General features: G+C 54.0%; 11 protein-coding genes and 3 tRNA genes. 7 read left to right on the top strand and 7 right to left on the bottom strand.

Features of this window, described 5'->3' with window-relative positions:
- Window positions 1-215 precede the first annotated feature (215 nt).
- Both Q8902_09855 and Q8902_09850 read right to left on the bottom strand, forming a co-directional pair.
- Window positions 216-3,389 (bottom strand): type ISP restriction/modification enzyme, encoded by a 3,174-nt coding sequence (locus Q8902_09855; protein MDP4199859.1) that lies wholly within the window; start codon window positions 3,387-3,389, stop codon window positions 216-218.
- A 461-nt stretch (window positions 3,390-3,850) separates the two neighbouring features.
- Window positions 3,851-5,122 carry an ABC transporter permease gene (locus Q8902_09850; GenBank protein MDP4199858.1) on the bottom strand — a complete coding sequence of 424 codons (1,272 nt, stop codon included), beginning with the start codon at window positions 5,120-5,122 and terminating at the stop codon, window positions 3,851-3,853.
- Window positions 5,123-5,217: 95 nt separating this feature from the next.
- Here Q8902_09850 and Q8902_09845 point away from each other — a divergent pair, with 95 nt between their 5' ends.
- The 6 genes from Q8902_09845 to Q8902_09820 all read left to right on the top strand — a co-directional run bounded on the left by Q8902_09845 (window position 5,218) and on the right by Q8902_09820 (window position 11,051).
- Entirely contained in the window at window positions 5,218-6,921 is a 1,704-nt protein-coding gene (locus Q8902_09845) for a hypothetical protein (GenBank protein MDP4199857.1), read from the top strand.
- Between the two features lie 349 nt (window positions 6,922-7,270).
- Window positions 7,271-9,268, top strand: a complete 1,998-nt coding sequence (locus Q8902_09840; GenBank protein MDP4199856.1) for a LysM peptidoglycan-binding domain-containing protein — start codon at window positions 7,271-7,273, stop codon at window positions 9,266-9,268.
- 156 nt (window positions 9,269-9,424) lie between these two features.
- A tRNA-Thr gene (locus Q8902_09835) sits at window positions 9,425-9,497 on the top strand.
- Window positions 9,498-9,510: 13 nt separating this feature from the next.
- Window positions 9,511-9,593, top strand: a tRNA-Tyr gene (locus tag Q8902_09830).
- A gap of 9 nt (window positions 9,594-9,602) precedes the next feature.
- Window positions 9,603-9,675 (top strand) — tRNA-Thr (locus tag Q8902_09825).
- A gap of 752 nt (window positions 9,676-10,427) precedes the next feature.
- Window positions 10,428-11,051 (top strand): bifunctional nuclease family protein, encoded by a 624-nt coding sequence (locus Q8902_09820; GenBank protein ID MDP4199855.1) that lies wholly within the window; start codon window positions 10,428-10,430, stop codon window positions 11,049-11,051.
- Between the two features lie 9 nt (window positions 11,052-11,060).
- Here Q8902_09820 and Q8902_09815 read toward each other — a convergent pair whose 3' ends face one another.
- The 3 genes from Q8902_09815 to Q8902_09805 form a co-directional block, all read right to left on the bottom strand.
- Entirely contained in the window at window positions 11,061-11,588 is a 528-nt protein-coding gene (locus Q8902_09815; protein MDP4199854.1) for a GNAT family N-acetyltransferase, read from the bottom strand.
- A 5-nt stretch (window positions 11,589-11,593) separates the two neighbouring features.
- Window positions 11,594-12,394 (bottom strand): 4,5-DOPA dioxygenase extradiol, encoded by an 801-nt coding sequence (gene ygiD, locus Q8902_09810; protein MDP4199853.1) that lies wholly within the window; start codon window positions 12,392-12,394, stop codon window positions 11,594-11,596.
- A 104-nt stretch (window positions 12,395-12,498) separates the two neighbouring features.
- The gene (locus Q8902_09805; GenBank protein ID MDP4199852.1) at window positions 12,499-13,635 is read right to left on the bottom strand and encodes a BamA/TamA family outer membrane protein; all 1,137 of its coding nucleotides are present in this window, start codon (window positions 13,633-13,635) and stop codon (window positions 12,499-12,501) included.
- A 45-nt stretch (window positions 13,636-13,680) separates the two neighbouring features.
- On the opposite strand from Q8902_09805, the gene Q8902_09800 reads away from it, so the two are divergent.
- Complete coding sequence (locus Q8902_09800) at window positions 13,681-14,217, top strand: hypothetical protein (GenBank protein MDP4199851.1); 537 nt, start codon at window positions 13,681-13,683, stop codon at window positions 14,215-14,217.
- A gap of 162 nt (window positions 14,218-14,379) precedes the next feature.
- Here Q8902_09800 and Q8902_09795 read toward each other — a convergent pair whose 3' ends face one another.
- Both Q8902_09795 and Q8902_09790 read right to left on the bottom strand, forming a co-directional pair.
- Window positions 14,380-16,401, bottom strand: coding sequence for a thiamine pyrophosphate-dependent enzyme (locus Q8902_09795; protein ID MDP4199850.1), 2,022 nt, complete (start codon window positions 16,399-16,401; stop codon window positions 14,380-14,382).
- Between the two features lie 518 nt (window positions 16,402-16,919).
- On the bottom strand, window positions 16,920-18,743 hold the full coding sequence (locus Q8902_09790; GenBank protein ID MDP4199849.1) for a TIR domain-containing protein: 1,824 nt from the start codon (window positions 18,741-18,743) through the stop codon (window positions 16,920-16,922).
- Between the last annotated feature and the right edge of the window lie 159 nt (window positions 18,744-18,902).

Here is an 18,902-nt window from a genome sequence, read left to right as displayed (position 1 = left end):
CATTAATATTGGCGATTGCAATTCGCAATCACAATCTTGCATCCTGACACAACAAAATATTTTGTATTTGATTTTCGGATGTTTTTCATGAAACACCGAAACCGTTTCTATTAGACCAAACCTATCACAGGTGCCCATCAATTCACCTCTAATAACTCCGAGAATCGGATTTTGTTACACCAAGGATCGCATTATTCATCAAATATTTTGATGTATTAGCCTAAAGAAAGCTTTTCGATCTCACCGACAATCCGCACCGTCTCCATACTCACGGTCACAACTTTGCGGATCAGACTTACGATGTACATCTCATCGTCCGCGCGGTTCGGGTCGTTCGTGATGCCCGAGCGTTTGTCGGTCGAGACCTGATACTGGTCGATGATCCAGTCGATCGCCGAGCGATTGCCAAGACGATACTCGAATGCCTCCGGCGGGATACCGCGAAGCGTAAGCTTGTCGTTATACACGATCCCGGTCTTGTCCTTCGTCAGTTTCATCTTCTCGACATGAAGATCGAGCGCCGTGTTCTCCTTCCACTCTTCCACCAGCGGATACTCCTTCGCCGATTCGTAATTCACATGAAGATCCGCGAGCTTCTTACCCGCCTCGGAGATTGCCCAGAAATCCGGCGAGATTGGAATGCGCGGCAACTCCCGACGCAGGTTCGCCGCGTATTTCGTCCGGTACTCCGGATGGTGCAGGAGACCATAGACGTAGTAGAAGATGTCCCACTTGGAGATGACACGCTCTGTGTGCGCGGAAGCGCTGCTTCCGCGACCCTTCTTATCCGAAGACCGGGAAGCAGCGCTTCCCGGCACACTGGCGAGAGTCTGCCGAAACTCCCCAAGCGCCCAATCCGTGATGTTCTCCGTCCGGTGGCTACCGTCTTCCGAGTACGTGTAGAAGGGGAAGCATTGAAATAGATCAGACGCTGAACAAAGATGAAGATCCGGTATCTGTTTCGCAGCAATAAGAGAGAACGGTGTTCGATTGCCCTTATCGCTGACGCATATTACAACGTTCTCGGAATCCCGCATAGGAAATATTTCCCCGAAGTGACCTGGTCTATGAATTAATATGTGGTCATAATAGACTGATTGTTTCGTAAACGGTCGATAGAGTGCGGGTCGGATATTACCGTCCTGAAATTCGTCGGTAGTCCCTCTCGCAAGACGTTCTTTAAGGCGGCTACTCCAGCTTATTTCTTTCGGGTTATTCGAAACGAACGAGTCCACGTCCGGCTTTATAACAAGCCTGCGGTAACGCTCGACATGCTCATTGTAAATGTCGAGTGTGCGACTCACATTTGCGGCAACAGAATTCGCTGAAAAATTATAGACCCATGCGTCCCGAGCGGTTTCAAGGCCGCGGCTGTATACTGAGAAGATTGCTTTCTTCGTCGAATCTACCCCTAATTCTATGAATGCTCCGAAGCCCGCCTCCATGCCAGTGCTAAGCCAGTTTTGGCTCTCATCTGGCTTTACCGAGGCCCAATTCACACCCTCTATACTTCCAGAAGTCTTTAAGAAGAGCAACTTCTCCTGCTTCTTAGCATCTTCAGGCAGTCGGGCGTAAAAGATGTTGGCAGGTGAGTGCGCCTTGGTATCTTCGACCGGCGAAGCCTGCATCCTTAAAGCCCTCTTTCGGACAAGAAGTGCAATACTGACCCCAACTTGAATTCCGAAGACGTTGTGGGTGGTCCCAGAAAGTTTCGGATTCTTCCGAACGTTTCCGCCAAGATCAAGCACAAATATCTCGTCAAAGTTCTTATGTAAGTGCTTTCTCATCCCGTCGAAGGCAATATCTGTGAGGTAGCTGTTGGTGCTCACAAAAGCTATGATACCACCTTGGTCGTGTACTTTACCGTATGCAAATCGAAAGGCTTTTACGTAAGGATCACTGAGGGCATTCTTGTTCTGCGCCTTACTCAGGCGGGCATAGGTATCCGCAACATCCCGGTCTATACCATTAGGATACCTTCGGTTCTTATTGTTATCGTTCTCATTCTGCTGCCAAGCGTTGTAGGGCGGATTGCCCATCACAACGAAGATAGGAGCCTCTTTTTGCCGTTCGATTCGCTTCGAATTCTCATCACTCATGGACTTAATCTGCCCTTGGCCTTCGCGTAGTTCGAACGTATCGACCAAGCAGATGCCATCGAACGGTTTGTAGTCGCCGGTCTGCGTGTAGTACTCGTGCTCGATGTTCATCGAGGCGATGTAATAAGGTAAAAGCATGACCTCGTTGCAGTGCAACTCGCTCGCGTATTTCTTCGGGAGCTTCGTCTTTTGCGTTGCGGCGATCTCCTTCATGATGCGCATGATGAAGTTGCCGGTGCCGACGAAGGGATCGAGGATGTGGACGCCTTCATCGGCCAGCGAGCGGTTGAACTCGGTTTTCAGAATATGCTGCACCGAGCGGACCATGAAATCGACGATGGGCTGCGGCGTATAGACGATGCCGTGCGTATCGGCGACTTTAACCGCGAAGCCCTGGAAGAACTTCTCATAGACGGTGTTGAGGAAGCTCTGCTTCTCGCTCCAGTTGGTGATCGACTTTGCCCTGTTCTCTAACGCGACATAAAAATGATCGAGCGGTTTGTAGAAATCCTTACGATTGAATTTCTGCGAAGTGAGCGCATCGACGACGCGCTCGATCTCGGCGGCGATCACGTTGCGCCGGACGAACTCGGGATTATCGAAGACGGTCTCGAAAATCCGCGCGGTGAGGATATGCTGGACGAGCATCTCTTCGATGGCTGCATCCGCAAGGTTTGGATTGATCGAGGCCCGGCAGAGTTCGGCGAAGGTCTGGAAGGCGGACTGGAAGCGCTTGTTCGTCTTCTTCTCCTCCTCGATCATCGCGATGAGCTGCTTCGCGTTCTCGGGAATCCGCTCTTTGAACTGATCGACAATATCCGACCATTCGGCCTGATCGTTGGCTTTGTAGCCAAAAAAATCTGTCAGGCAGGAGACGAGATTCTCGGGCTTCGATATATCATAGTCGTTGACGAGTCCGCCATCCTGATAGAGCACCGCGCGCAACGGCGATTGAAACAGGATGTTGTTCTTCGGATATCCGATCTCGAACTTGTGCTTGATCTCCTTCTTGAAATCGTCGTCCGAGTCCTTCGCTTCCCAGTATCCCATCAGGACGGTGAACTCGTCCATCACCACACCATCGACGGAGCCTTTGTTTTTGTTCGTGAGTGCGACCGGATGCTCTGCAGTGAAGCTCCACTTCATCTTGCGGGCGTACGTCGTGAGCACTTCCTGAAACGCGGCACGGACGGAGGTCTCTTTCGTGACGCCCTGCTTCTCGAACTCTTCGAGCGCGGCGTAATACTGTTTGATCGGTTTGTGGGAGGTCTTGATCTCTAACAGGGGCATGGGGATGAAATAGTGAGAGACATCGGCGCTGAGAACAGACCGAAATCAGAATGTAGTGCCGAAGGAATGTAGTGCCGGAGGATAGAATTCACTCCCGCCATAGCATGTGAGAAGGGGAGCCTTCTGGCGCTTCGGCACAATTTTCGAATGGAACAACTCCTGACGGATCGGGGACCCCCATATTTCTCACCCTCGTCCGCTGTTCACTTCTGTTCTCCTCATGCACGATTGCCTTCCCCCGGCGTCAATTTTGGCGATTGCGGCCAAACGCAGTACGTTTCTTTTGACGCAGTACGATGTTTTCGTCCGCGAATGCGCGGAAAGAAATCTTACGGCCGACTATAAGCTCTTCTTACTTTGGCTTACGTCCAGATTGGAGGCAGCGCATTTCACGGCCGACCAAATTGGCCTATTTATCACGGGCAGTGCTACGGAGAGCTCGCGATGGGAATCGGGGCCGGCTACTCCCAGCGGAGCGCCGTCGCCGGCTCCACTTTGGCAGCGCGCCGGCTCGGCAGCAGCGAGCATATAGCCGTCAGCCCAAAGGAGCCGAGAGCTACGGCCACAAAGTCCTGCCATCGTAATTCGACCGGTAGTGCAGGGATAATATACACGCTGGAATCCAGCGTGAAGAACCCGAATTGTTTTTGCGCGAGCACCACCCCAAGACCGAGCACGCACCCAAGCACCGTGCCCAGCGCGCCGATGAGCATGCCCTCGTAAAAATAGATATTCCGAATACCAATGATCGTCGCGCCGAGCGCGCGGAGGAGTCCAATGTCCCGCTGCTTCTCGAAGACCGTTAGCGTGAGCGAACTGAAAATATTGAACGCGGCAACGGCCACGATCAAGAATAAAATGATGTATGCCACCCAACGCTCGACCTCCATCACGGAGTAAAGCTCCGTGTGCAGATCGTACCAGGATTGAACGGTATACTTCGGACCCAGCGCGGCCTTCAACCGGTCTCTGACGTCGTTTGCATCCCGCACGTTCTTGATCCGAATATCGATTGTTGTTGCGGCATTCGACGGCAGGTCGAAGAGTTCGCGCGCGGTCTCCGCGCTAACATACGCGTTGGTCAGGTCGTAGTCCCGGTTGTTCGCGGCAAAAATTCCGCGCACGATCAGCCGCTTCATCCTCGGCGCGATGGGATCAGTGAGAATCCGCTCGAGTCCGGTCGGACTGTAAATCTGCAGGCTGTCTCCAAGTTGGAGTGCTAGTTCATCGGCAAGAATTTGCCCGACGATGACAGCATCGGAATCGAGTTTGAGTTCACCCGATTGAATGCTCTTCGCAAGTCCCGAGACCGTTCTTGCATCGGTATCCGAAATGCCGGTCAGATCGACGACCTTCGGAAGCGTATAATGCACGAGTACCGCTTTGCCATGAATGGCCGGCGCGGCATGGAGGACTTCCGGCTCGCGTCGCGCCGCCGTGAGGATCCGTTCGGTGTTCGTGATAAGCGCAGGGCCCGTGGTGTTTGTACTATCGGCGAGCGAGTCCGAGGCAAACGAGTCTGAAGAGGCCGCTGAGATGCGAACGTGGGGATCGAACTGGACATAGACGTCCGTCACGACGGAAGAAAATCCATTGAAGACCGAGAGCACCACAATCAGCGCTGCCGTGCCGACCGTCAGCCCCGCGATCGAGATGATGCTGATGATCGTGATGAAATTCTCTCGCCGTTTCGAGAAGGCGTACCGTCGGGCGAGGAAGTATTCATAGCGCATGGGGTACAAAATTACGGCGCGGAAAGAATCTTTAATGGAGAAGAGGGATTTAACACTCGCTACCCGCGCAGATGGCTGGTAATCAAATAGGTCTTATGAAGTCTCTACTCACATCTTTTGTCGTTCTTGCTGCGCTCGCCGGTAATGGGCTGGCGCAGACCGTGGCTCGTGGCATCGTGATAAACGAAGTCTACATTGGGTCGGGTCCACTTATCGGCGATCAGTTCATCGAGTTGTATAATCCGCAGAGCTCGACGCAATATCTCGACGCGAATATGATTGTTCAATTTGGCGCGAATGGCGGCGCACTCTCGGGTCGCGTGCTTACAGGCGCGGTGACCGCCTGGAAATTTCCGGGCAGGCCCGGTGGCCGCCAGCTCCCGCTCGGTCCCGGACAATTTGCCGTCATCGCGGCCAGTGCCACGAACGGGAAGGCCCTCGATCTTTCGAAGGCTGCGTATGAAGCTCACGGGGCGCTCGCTTCGGGAAACCCGAACGCGACGCAACTGCATACGCTTTCACCCGCGATGTCGTATCCCGGTCTGACACCTTCACCCATTGCCGACGCGATTGTGCTCACCGATGGTACGGATAGCGTCATCACCGATGGAGTGCTGCTAACATCCGTCATCGATGGCATGCAGTACGATACGGCGTGGATTGCAGGTCATTTACCTGCTTCGATCGATGCAGGACATACCGGCGGCCCAAACCTTAAGTTTGGTGTCTCGATGGAGAGAAATTCTAAGGGTGTGACGACAAGGAATTCGTCAACCGATTTCGCACTGTACCTTCCAACGCCAGGAGTTCAACATGGCTCGTTGCCACCACCGACGCCAGTCACGCCCAAGATTCTTTATCCGCTGGATCTCGGTCGCTTTGTGGATTTGAATCATTATGACACGTCATCGACGGACGGCACCATTACCAAGTACCGCAGTTCACAGACCGTCATGGGCACTGGCCTGAATTTTCAGGGCGTAAGTGGCGTCGGCTGGGTGCGCGATTCGAGTTATGTCAGCGTGAGCAGCAGTGCCGTTTCAGATCTTCATTTTCATGCGACGGCCGCGGGCGATATCCAAATTTTTGGCGATCAGGAGCTTCTGAACTATGCGCTCGGGAGCATGGCGTCGAACTTCACCCCTCCCAACACATGGCTCGACTACTTCAAGATGACATCGGGCGTTGGCACGAGCTATCCGGTCGGCACGGTCAATGGCACTTATGGCAGCGGCTTCGCCTCGGCAACAATCACCATCACGTTCACGGGAATGTATAAAGGCATCGAGCGCGTCGTCGTGCCGCGTGGGACGTATGATTCCGCCTATCGCTTCGATCTCACGGCGAGTGTCGTAATATCGAGTCTCCTCGGCCAGAACAGCTTCAACTCGGTCAACACGTTCTTGCTCGTGCGTGGGATCGGAATAATCCGTGTGAGCAATGCACACGCGGGTACAACGGTGGGGGGCAATCCTATCAATATCGATGGCGCCGAGAAGGAGATGACCGCCTATGGAGTTCAATCTTTGGCGGTCCATGAAGCGCCGACTCTGCCGCGAGCGCTTCCCCGTATTTATCCAAATCCGGCCTCCGATGCCACTACTATTATGCTCGAGCTGCCGGCGAGAGAGATTTTGCTTTATGGCGCAAATGGTGAACTCATCCGTTCGTATTATCTTGCCGGTGGCCAGCAAACAGCTCTGCTATGGGTCAAGGACATTCCAAATGGGAAATACTTAGCCTCCATTCGATACGCAAACGGTTCTTCTGCAGTCGCTCCTATCGTTGTTTCTCACTGAAGAGCGATAGCGCGAAGCTACTTGCATTTGGCAGAAGTGGGGGAAAGTGTTGACTTTTGGATTTTTTCTTCGTATATTGAAGTTTCCAATCCACATCGCAGCCTCACTCGGGCCGCCCTTCAGGGTAGCCCCTCCAAGTCCGAGCGCCGTTGCGTAGCCCCGGTTTATTTTTTGCACCGAATCAACGTGGTGTAGCACCCGACGTACATCGAGATTTCGAGTGAACTCGCGGGAGTTCACTTCGAGAAACCGTGGATGTCTTCTTATTCACCACACAAGTTGAACCGGATGACCATAAATGGGTTTTTGTGAAAGGATGATTAGCAACGTGACTGAAAACAGAGACCGAATGAAACGAACCCCGAACCGAACACCCATGCTGTCGCTCCTGCTTGCGGCATGCATTGTCGTGGGCGGAGCCGCACTTGCCGCCTTATCCGGCTGCGCCAGTGCACCTCGCGCCAGCCATCAGGAACAAGCCGCCCAGCAAGTGACTCCGAAAGCCGATCCGTTTGCCATGCTCGATGAGCAGGTCAAGACGGGCAACATCGATCCGCACCTCGTCAGCGAGCGTGTCGATGCCGCCCGTCAGGAATGGCTTCGCGCTCTTGTTGCGCAACAGAAAAATCAGAAGGTCGAAGTCGTAAAACATTTCGAAAACTCGATCGAAATTCTCGACCGACTTTTGACGTACCCGGGACTCGACACCAACAAGGATTTTCAGGACGTTTCCAAAAGCGTGATCGGGGATTATGAAAAATTCGTCGCTCGAATTGATTCATTACCGCCGAATGCTTCGATCTTCGCATTCCGCGAAAAATTCAATCAGGAATTAGCGAAGATGGATGTGAAGAATGTACCACTTCCTCGCATCGACCTTTCCAAGACGCAGATTCCGCTGACGATGAACACCGAGGTTCAGCAGACGATCGCATACTTCACACAGGGCAATGGGCGTCCGTTCATGGCTAAATGGCTGGCCCGCACGCAGCGATACTTCCCGATGATGAAGAAGATCATGAAGGAAGAGGGCGTTCCGGAAGAGATGGTCCATTTGGCGATGATCGAGAGCGGACTCAATCCTTCGGCTGTGAGTTGGGCCAAGGCAGTAGGAATGTGGCAGTTCATTGATGCGACTGGCTCGCGGTATGGACTCCATAACAACTGGTGGTATGACATGCGGCGCGATCCGGTTGCTGCAACGCGTGCGGCTGCTCGGCATCTGCACGATCTCTACAACGAGCTTGGCGATTGGCATCTCGCGCTCGCGGCATACAATGCCGGTATCAATCGGGTTCGTTCGGCCATGGCTCAGGCTGGCTCCAACAACTTCTGGGATATCCGACCATTCCTTCCACGTGAGACGCAGAATTATGTACCGCTCTATATAGCGGCGACACTGATCGGTTTGGATCCGGCTCGTTATGGATTTACGGACATCGTCTACGAGGCACCGCTCAAATACGATACGGTGCACGTTCACGAGGCGATCGATCTCAATGCGCTGGCCAAGGCTGCCGGTGTCACTGAGCTCGAAGTCAAAGAATTGAACCCCGAGTTACTGCAGCCATCTACGCCGCCGGTTGAATTATGTAATTCCGATGGCTATTGCCTTCGGCTGCCGGCAGGAACGTCATCGAATTTCTACGATCGGCTCGCCGCCATCCCGGAAACTCAACGCCGCCCATGGTTGCTGCACACCGTTGGCAGGGGAGAGACGCTCCACTCCATCGCGCATGCCTATGGCATCCCCGCTTCCCAGCTTGCCGAGTATAACGATCTCATCCCAAGCGAGCGCGTCCGCCGAGGCGAACGGCTTCGCGTACCGATGACGGTGATGGCTCCGCAGACGGGTGAATCTGGTTCAGAGGAAGCGAGACCGGCAAGCGATGTGACTCCGGCGAAGAGTAATGCCGTGGACGGCAAACTGCGCCTAATCTCGCATCGTGTAACTCGCGGAGAGACTCTCTTTTCGATCGCGCGCAAGAATGGCGTTTCCGTCGCCGAACTAAAGCAATGGAATCACCTCGGGCGCCGGGCTCATGTCCGCAAGGGTGAGACAATTCGCATCTATCATCAGCCCAAGAATGTGGTCGCGGCAAAATCGAAGCCCGCCTCATCTGAGGCCAAAGCGGTCGCTGCTGTTGCTCCGGCGACGAAGCGAACGGACAGGCTTACGCTCCGTTCCGAGAAACAACAGAAGCTGATGAGCTATCGCGTCAAGAGGGGCGATACACTCTATTCCATCGCAGACAAGTATGATATCGCGATTTCCGATCTCAAGCGGGCCAATCATCTCCGGGGCTCCATGCTCGCGGCCGGTACCCGCCTGAAAATCCCGGAATAATCTCCGATTTTCGAGTGACAAATGACGAATGGTGACCAGTGAAGTCATCGTTCGTCATTTGTCTTTTGTAATTCGTCGGCGAAGGTGGGAACCAGAAAACTCCAATCCGCTTTGTGTGGCCGCGCTTAGCCGTGCGGATTCCGTGCCGCGCTTCGCGCCGGCGTAGCTCAGTTGGTAGAGCAGCTGATTTGTAATCAGCAGGTCGTCGGTTCAAGTCCGTCCGCCGGCTCAGGTTTTTATTAGGGCAGATACTCAAGCGGTCAACGAGGACAGACTGTAAATCTGTTGACGAATGTCTACGAAGGTTCGAATCCTTCTCTGCCCACACCGAATCGCTCACGTAGCTCAGTTGGTAGAGCACGTCCTTGGTAAGGACGAGGTCACCGGTTCAATCCCGGTCGTGAGCTCTTCTCCACGATCTCCCGAGCCGTGCGTATAGCGCAGCGCCTCCCGACCTCGTTCTTTGGCTTCTACCATCGGCGGTACTTAGAGATGAATTGTACCAAACTCATCCTTCTTTCTAGCATGCTATTCGCAGGATGTGCTAGCAGTCCGTTATCAACGAATCCTGAGGTTTCAGAGAATATTCTTCGAGCAACCACGCAGCACGCGGCTCACGTGAAGCTCGCTGGAGGTGTTGAACTAGATCGTTATTGCATTTCTCTTCGCGTGGACTCGACCTCTTGGAGGCGAACCGTTGATGGCCCCCAAACTTCAGTTGCCACGGAAGACATTGCTTCGATCGCAATAGGCACACCCCAGGTTGCCTTGGGAATTCTCGCAGGAGCTATAGGAGGCGTCCTTTGTGGGACATTCCTTTCTCCAGAACCGTCATCTGCCCCGGCTACTCCGATCGCCCATGACATTGTTGTAGCTTTTCATTCGGCGGATGGCGCTCTCATTGGTGGGGCTCTTGGGGCGATGCTTGGGGGAGTAATCGGTGCGGCCAACACTACCGTGTATGCGCGAGCAGACAGGTTGCCGCCATCAGGGCAGAACTTGAAGGTGCCAAAGTGAAGAAATCAGGCCGGGAATCGCTTTTCAATCCCGTTGTTACATTCGATAGTGCTCATGCGTAAACCAGTACGGACGCGGAGCGGCACGCTTTATGAAGTGCTATGAGAAAAAGCGGCTGACAATCGCTTTTTTTAGGTAAGAAATGGACAGAGTTCAGGTAGAGATATTAGGAATTTCAACCAGCCCATCGACGAGTGGCGCCTATGCGCTCATCCTTCGCGAAACGGCGGGACTTCGGCGTATTCCGATCATTATCGGAGGCTTTGAAGCACAAGCAATCGCGCTCGAAATGGAAGGGATCAAACCACCCCGTCCGCTTACACACGATCTCCTCAAGCAAATGGTGGAGTCGCTTGGTGGCTCGATCTCGGAAGCATCGATCAACGAACTTCGCGACGGGACGTTCTTTGCCAGCCTTCGACTATCCGACGAACAGGAGATCGATGCCCGGCCTTCCGATGCCATCGCGCTTGCAATCCGATTTGGTGTGCCGATTTATGTGACCGAGAGTGTCATGACCGAAGCCAGCTTTTTGCCTGAGGAAGGCGAAGAGGAAATTGAGGAGGGCGAGGAAGAGGAAGACATGGGTCTCGAATCGCAACTCGCAGCAAAATCCGAAGAGAAGCCCGCCAAGACCAACAAGCCGCTTACCTTGCTCGATCAACTCAATCAGCAGCTCAACGAAGCGATCAAAAAAGAAGAGTACGAGCGAGCCGCAAAGATCCGCGACGATATTCAGAAGCACCTCGCCGAGCGAAAGCAGTAAGGACCGCCGTCAAGTCAAAGCTCGGCCCGTGCCATTTTCGAATTCCTCGATCAGATAGACTGCATAGATTTCGCAGCCATTCGCGCGAAATACGCGTTGCATCGGAATGTTGTCTGGCGGCGTCGATCCAACATATTTCTTCGCACCCAGCGCACGAAGGGATTCGAGGCCATGCGCATGGATGATCTTGCCATAACCTAGCCCTTGAAACTTTGGGAGGATGCCAACATGGAAGATCGAACCCAAATCCCCAACGTCTTCATAGATCTGCGGAAAGACGACACCAGCCGGCTCATCATCTAACATCGAGATAAACCAGTGTCTTGGATCGTATGCTTCGCCAGCATGAAGCTCGAGCAGTGTTGGTCCGCGAGAGCCTCCAACCGCGGATAGAATTCGATCGATTTCAATGGGCTTGAAATCAAGGATCGAGCGGTATTCGAACGGATCGCTATAGGGCGAGCGGTAGTCGTCCAGACGCCTGCGAGCGTAGCATTTTAAGAATACGCGTGCGACGCGTGGTTCGACTGCTTGCACCGGGTTCATCGATAAATCATTGAGCGCATGGAAGCCGAACCGAAGTCAAAATCCGAGTTGAAGAACTCAGGTTGCTCGTTTGGATCCGTCGCGCCAAGCACATAGAGTAAAGGCAGAAAGTGATCGTAGGTCGGATGCGCCATCTGTGCGAGCGCCCCGAGTTTCTGAAATTCGATTGCGGTTCTATGATCACCATCTTGAATTGCCTTCGCCATGATCGCGTCAAACTCAATCGCCCAGTCATACGGCGGACCGCCATCGAACCGGACGCGACGAAGATTGTGCACCAGATTGCCGCTGCCCATAATAAGTACGCCTTGCTCCCGCAATGCGCGGAGCTGTTGCCCAATCTCGTAGTGGAACTCTGCCGGCTGACCGTAATCAATTGAAAGTTGATAGACCGGAATGTCGGCTGCGGGAAACATCGGGAGTAATACGCTCCACGTTCCGTGATCGAGTCCCCAATCCTGATCGAGGGCAATAGGCACACGAGTTACAGCATCCTGCGTGGCTTGAGCGGCTTCGGGAGCACCAGGTGAGGGATACTCCACCTGATAAAGCTCATTTGGGAATCCGCCGAAATCATGGATGGTCTTCGGCCGTGTCATGGCCGTGACCATTGTGGTTTCCGGCGTGATCCAATGTGCCGAGATTGAAAGGATCGCCCTCGGATTCGGTAACGTCTTGCCGATCTCGCGCCATGTACGACTAAAAGTGTTATCCACGATCGCATTCATCGGATTGCCGTGCCCGACGAACATTAGTGGCATGCGGTCGCTGGAAGAGTTTTGGATGCAGTCAATCATAAAGCCGGATTAAGCTGATTATTTCTAATTGTACTGATGGACTGTGAAAAAGATTCTTGGAAGATTCATCAGTGTAATCAGCAAATAATCAGCATTATCCACATTCAGAATGCTTCCAGGATAGAAAAATAGATCTGGCGCGAATCACTCCCGATGCCATAATCCACCCTGGCGCTAATATGCTCGCGGGGAACGACGAGGAGTCTCACACCCAAGCCAAAGGATGGATGCAAGCCGTCGAGCCTGAAATCCGAGAGTGTGTGTCCGACCTCACCCGCCCCGGCGAAGATGGCCGCTCCAAAGCGCCACCAGACAGGGAAGCGGTACTCTGCCTGCAGAAGTCCCATATCATTGTCGCGAAAGCGCAGGAGATAATACCCGCGTAATTTCGAATCACCTCCAAGTCCCGCCATCAGATAGAATGGCTCGTTGCCATTCGCGAGCACGCCATACGCTTGCACCGCCAAAGTCTGCGATTCGGTCAGGGGAATAAACCGCCGGAGATCGAGCGTATACCGATTGAAGGTGTAATCGCTTCCAAATGATCTTCCATAGAAGATCGCCTCGATATCTTCATAGTGGCCATCATGCGTGGAGTACTTGTTGTCGCGCGTATCGAACAGGGCAAGCGCACCAATGCCATCTGACATGCCACCGCTCGCGCCCGGTATTGTGCCGGATGCAACAATCCCGCCCGGATTTGACGAGAGAATTTCGTCGTTGCGAAATTCCGCCTGGATTCCCGCATTGAATCCTTCGCCACGCGGACTCCGAATCAGGTTCTTGGTAAAATAGAATTCCCCGCCACGCCGGATCGGCGTATAATTATCTAATGGACTCGATGGGCTGTAATTCCCGACACCAAAAAAATCCAGTGGGATCCGCTGGTAGTGTACGCCGGCATTGAAGTGATATGCGTCATGCACGAAATATTCGTCGGTATTGATGCCTATTGAATATTGATGCTTTTGGCTGTACATGACCCCTGCCGAAAAATCGGACGGCCGTGTATCGTGGACAGAAGTATCTCCACCGATATAAAAATAATACAGTCCGACCAACCCTCCGACCCATCCGGTCTCGGGAGAATATTTGATGTACGGGGCTCCTGCAAAACCTTGCGGCTTTTTGGCGTCCGTGAATTGAGCGGCCAGACGAAGCGGAATCAAACAAAAAGCGAGCATTGCTACAAAAATCCCGGTCCAGTGGGACGTGCCGGTATGAATTTGGTTGAGCTTCATAATCATAGTATGATTCTTAAAGAATAATTTTTGCACATATAGGATATGAAGACTCTAAATCCATGCCTCTCTCACCTTGTGTACATTAAGGTTGCTTCATGGAGCATCGCGCTGATGCTGCTCCTGACCGGCACCGCCTCCGCACAGGGACCGGAAGGGAAGAGCTTTGGCTTCGGCCTCATAATTGGCTCACCTTTGGGTGGGACCATCAAGGGCTGGCTCAGCCCGGAAAATGCCCTCGTGGCCGATATTGGGGCCTCTTATTTCGGAGATCCCCGCATTCAGGCTGATTATCTGTGGCATTTCGATGTCTTCCACAGTCGGATCGTTAAGATGTACGCTGGGCCGGGACTCGCAATCGGGTTCGGCAATGAGATTACCGGCTTCCGCTGGCACCGGGAGGACGTCATCGTGGACAATACCACCACCGTGGGGTTCGGGATGCGCGCCATTTTTGGTCTGAATGTTATTCCCTCTCGTACCCCGCTCGAAATCTTCGCTGAAGTAGGACCGCTGATCGCATTCAGCCCAGGCTTCGGCGTCGGTCTCGATGGCGCGATCGGGATACGGTTCTATCCGTAGAGCAAATACAAATCGCCCTCCTGCACGAGGCAAGAGAGCGGTTAATCTGAGAAGGAACGTGGAGACTTGGGGTGGTGAATGGCTACTTCGTTTTCACGTCTGCCACCGCACCTGGCTTAGGCATCAGGCCAAGCTGACCGATCCTTGCCGCTTGTTCCTCAACTACCACTTGGCCAGTCGTTCTGCCGCCGCTTTGATCTTCGCTGGATTCGGCAGCGTCGCATCTTCGAGTACTTTTGCAAATCCGACCGGCGTGAAGAGCGAACCAACGCGCTGGACCGGTGCATCGAGCGATTGAAATGCATGCTCGGTGATGAGAGATCCAATCTCTCCGCCGAAGCCGCCGGTCACTTTGTCTTCGTGCACGACAAGTGCGCGGCCCGTCTTCTCGACCGATTTGAGGATAGCATTGAGGTCCAAAGGATAGAGCGAGCGTAAATCGAGCACATCGCACTGGATGCCCTGATCCTTTGCAAGTTCTTCGGCAGCCTGAAGTGAAAAGTGTGTCGTCGTGCCGTACGTGATAATCGAAAGGTCGCTACCTTCGCGGCGCAATCGCGCTTTACCAAACGGGACAAGTTCGTTGTCGGCCAGCGAATTCGCTTTTGCCTTCGGATGATAGTACAGTACTTTAGGCTCGAGGAACATCGTGATCCCCCGCGTACGAAGTGCCGTCCGCACGAGGCCTTGCGCGTCGTCCGCGAACGACGGAATGACGATCCGAATGCCGGGGATGGTGGTGAACGTCCCTTCTAAATTCTGCGAATGATAGAGTCCTCCACCGATGTAGCCACCGGAGGCGAGCCGGATCATGATGTTCGGCATGTACTGTCCACGCGTGCGCCATGCCTCGTGCGTCAGCTCGACGAAGGACTCCATGGCCGGCCAGAAGTAGTCGGCGAACTCCGCGCCTTCAACCACGCACCAGATGTGCTCCTGATCGACGCGGCAGAATCCATCGGCCGAGCCGAGAATAAAATCTTCGGCAATCGGCCCGTTGAAGACGCGCTGGTTACCGAACTCCTGCAGCATTCCCTTCGTCACATTGAAGACGCCGCCTTTATTTTTCGAGGCCACATCCTGACCCCAGAGGAAGGTGTTCGCATTCAGGTGAAATTCTTCTTTGAGCGTGCGGTTGATGCCCTCGATAAATTGCATCCCCTCATCCTTGCCGCTCGGGATTGTGAAAGGATAGAACTTCACATCAATATCATCCGCCTGGAATTCATGCGGAGCTGGCGATACGATCGTATCCGGCGCCAGCAAATATTCGAGCACGGTCGAAGCATCCGGCGAAGGCGCCCCTTCGGCTTTCGTTGATGATTCGTTGAAGATTTTCTGGTTGTCCGCGTGGATCGTATGAAGCTCCTCAACCGTCGCGATTTCGTTTTGTACCAGCCAATCGCGCAAGCGAATCAGTGGATCGCGCAACTTCACTGCTTCCAACTCTTCTGGAGAGCGGTAGAGATCGTGCCGGTCGGAGTTCGAGTGTGATCCAATCCGTACGCAATCAGCATGGACCATCGCCGCGCCCCGGCCACTCAGACACCACTCATACGCTTCCTGCATTGCGCGGTAGGAATCCAGCATGTCTGTGCCGTCGCAATACGTGATCAGCAGATTGTCGAAGCCCCGGAAATTATCGGCAACTCGTGTGTTTGCCGATTGGTCCGTGACTGGCACCGAGATGCCATACTTATTATTTTGTATTACAAAAATCGCCGGGACTTTTTCGCGAGTCGCCCCATTGACGGCCTCATAGAAGAATCCTTCGCTCGTGCCGGACTCGCCGCCGGAAAAAATCGCGACCGCGCCGAGCTTGTAATACTTGATCGCCCGCGCACAACCGGCGACATGCTGCGCGTGATTATTCGTGAGCGACGACCCATTCTGAATGCCGATCGACATCTTCGCGAAGTGATTCGACATGTGGCGTCCGCCGCCAGCAATATCAGTGGCTTTCGAAAGCCCATTCAGCACGATCTCCTCGACCGTCATGCCAGCCGAGAGGCACGTCATGAGATCGCGGTAATAAGGGAAGAGATAATCCTTCTTTTGGCGAAACGACTGTCCGATTGCAAGCTGGATGCCTTCATGTCCGGCGCAGGGTGCATGATAGCTCCATCCCATCGCCTTCTTGAGGTAATTCGCGGCGGCAACATCGGTAATGCGGCCAAGATCCATCAGGCGAAACCAGGCAAGCAATTGCGCGCGATCGACTCCGGCTTGCTCGAATGTCCCATTGAAGCTACGCGCGCCATCGGCGAGCGGCCCGCGAAGTTCAGCGCCGTTCGGCATGCGTTTCAGCGATACCGGCGCGATCTGCGGCGCGACAGCTTCGGTGATCTGTTCGATCTCTGCAACCGTATTGCTGCCAGAGGAGTCGACCGCGCCATCGCCCGTGAGTTTATGCGTCGGGTCCCCCGGCTGTGAGGCGCCGCCCGTGCCTGCGACGGGAATCGGGGGAGTGGCTGGCGTCTTCTTCACCTCACCGCCATTGACCGATCCCTTTCCGTTACCGTTGCTGGATTTTGTGACTGCTGTAGTTTCCTTAATTGCTTCTTTTTGCGACATTTCCTCTGCGACTTTGGCGTTCCTGGCAACCGTTTCCGACGTGGGCTTTGACTTCTTAGCCATTGCAAATTGTAAAACAAGTTGGAGAGTGAATTAGTGGCAATTGGGCGTTCGTTGCTCAAAAGCGCCTATCGTAAGGCTTTTTGTTCGCGAACAATGGCGGCAAATGCTGAATTGTTTCGGAGTGACAGTAAGAGTGGTTCATGCTGGATATCGAGTTTAAGGCCCTCCCGAACAGATCGGCGGAGCAGCGGGATAGCTTCCGGAGCATGCAAAAATGCATAGACCTCCGAAAGGGTGAGTAGCGTATACGCGCTGACAGAAGGATCGCTCGCAACCAATTTGAACTTATCGAGCATGTCCCAGAAATCCCCGTGATTACCAAAGAGACTTGAAATCAATCGTGCATGATTATCGTCCGGGTGCCGCTGAGCATATACGGCCCATCGCGCCCGGCCTCGTGGCATGAGTGTGTCATTCCAAAGCCGATTGAATCTTGCCGTGTCATGCTCGTAGAGCGCGCCGGCGGCGAACGCAAGATTGACATAGGTCCATCGATCGGTCGAGTCCAGACGGAGCGCATGAGAATAGGCTTGCACCGCTGTGCGGACATCCCCATCGACTTGACACACGTATCCGTAGTTGGAGTAGGACGAAGCATTGTTGGTGTCGAGAGCAATCGCCTTTCGGGCAGCGATGGTTGCCGCCGAGAGATCGCCTTTGACCGCGGAGAATCGCGCCAGCGCCGCATAGCCCACCGGCTCGCGCGGACTCACTTCGATTGCCTTGAGTGCATACTGGTATGCCGCGCTGCTGATGCTGTCGCTTTGATCGAAGAGATGATAGTAATCGGAATAGATTTGGGCAAGCGCGCCGTAACACTGATGGAAATTCGAGTCAAGCTGCAACGTTTGTTGAAGGAGCGAGATCGCATTCTGAAAATCGCGGGGGCCATAGTGCCAACGAAGCTCCCAGGCTTTGAGATACAACTCGTATGCCTCCGGGTTCGTCGTGTATCGCGGCGTCAGACGCGAACCTGTAGAGGGGAGTTTGACCCGCATCGCGTCCACAAGTCCGCTTACCATTTTCTCCTGGAGTGCGAAAAGATCGGCCATGCTGCCGGCGTACTGATTACTCCAGACCACTTTGCCACTGGTGGCCTCGATGAGTTGGAGCGTTGCGTGCAGCTCGTCGCCGCTGCGCTCAAGCCGTCCGGAGGTCACATAATTCACACCAAGCTCGCTGGCCACGCTGAGCGGGGAGGCTCCGATCTCGTTATAATCATTGATCGTGTTCTGCGGGACGACACGCAGGCCGGGCAGTTTGGAAAGCGAGCCGGCTATTTCGGCGCTGATCCCGCTTGCGATATATCGATTGGAACGGTCGGGGCTGCCGTCTTCCAGCGAGAGCACGGCAAGGCTCAGCGATTCGGGACCCGCACTGACCGGACGGGAGCCACGCACCAGAAAGAACCCGAGCACCAGAATGGCCAACAGCGAGGGCCCGGCAATGAGTTGAAAGGTTCGACGGTTTCGCGGCGCGGCCGACAGAATGCGTTGCGTTTGCGCAGCACGGGTATCCGGCAGCGTCAGGACTCGCAAAATTCCTGCTAGATCATTGAGCGCGAGATGCTGCAAGCCAGCGAGTTGATAGCGAATGGAAATCGGGATTTCGACGGGCTCGAGTATGACCGGGAGAATGCGCTTCTCACGCTCGAAGGCGAGCATGACTTCGCGCTCGACATGGCGGGAGCTGACGGAACGAGGTGATAGCAGGAGGAGCAACGTGCCGCAATCCTCGATGGCCTTCGCAATCTCGCTGCCCCATGAGGAGGAGCCTTCGATGCCAGTACGGTCGATCCACGTGTCTATTCCATTCGATCGAAGCACATCGAGAAGTTCGAGCGCCTGCGAGGAATCGGAGCGAGAATACGAGATAAATACGTGGGCCATTATCGAAACCAGTGGAGGAAAAGAATAGGATACGCCCTAAAAAAAGACAGAACGCCGGCGAGATTAGTGCCAAATATTGACAGATATGAAGCATTGCATATTTCCTCGTTGGTTTTGCCGGCCCCATGGCAAAAAAGTGCAGGCAAGAAAGCTGGAATG

This window comes from Bacteroidota bacterium (assembly GCA_030706745.1).
Classification (GTDB): domain Bacteria; phylum Bacteroidota; class Ignavibacteria; order Palsa-1295; family Palsa-1295; genus PALSA-1295.
Note: the sequence above shows the minus strand (reverse complement) of the source record. Positions and strands in the feature narration are given on the sequence as shown.

Bases quoted from the DNA above. Each gene is read 5' to 3' on its own strand.
- Q8902_09855 (MDP4199859.1), bottom strand. From the start codon at position 3,389: ATGCCCCTGTTAGAGATCAAGACCTCCCACAAACCGATCAAACAGTAT.
- Q8902_09850 (MDP4199858.1), bottom strand. From the start codon at position 5,122: ATGCGCTATGAATACTTCCTCGCCCGACGGTACGCCTTCTCGAAACGG.
- Q8902_09845 (MDP4199857.1), top strand. From the start codon at position 5,218: ATGAAGTCTCTACTCACATCTTTTGTCGTTCTTGCTGCGCTCGCCGGT.
- Q8902_09840 (MDP4199856.1), top strand. From the start codon at position 7,271: ATGAAACGAACCCCGAACCGAACACCCATGCTGTCGCTCCTGCTTGCG.
- Q8902_09820 (MDP4199855.1), top strand. From the start codon at position 10,428: ATGGACAGAGTTCAGGTAGAGATATTAGGAATTTCAACCAGCCCATCG.
- ygiD (MDP4199853.1), bottom strand. From the start codon at position 12,394: ATGATTGACTGCATCCAAAACTCTTCCAGCGACCGCATGCCACTAATG.
- Q8902_09805 (MDP4199852.1), bottom strand. From the start codon at position 13,635: ATGAAGCTCAACCAAATTCATACCGGCACGTCCCACTGGACCGGGATT.
- Q8902_09800 (MDP4199851.1), top strand. From the start codon at position 13,681: ATGAAGACTCTAAATCCATGCCTCTCTCACCTTGTGTACATTAAGGTT.
- Q8902_09795 (MDP4199850.1), bottom strand. From the start codon at position 16,401: ATGGATCTTGGCCGCATTACCGATGTTGCCGCCGCGAATTACCTCAAG.
- Q8902_09790 (MDP4199849.1), bottom strand. From the start codon at position 18,743: ATGGCCCACGTATTTATCTCGTATTCTCGCTCCGATTCCTCGCAGGCG.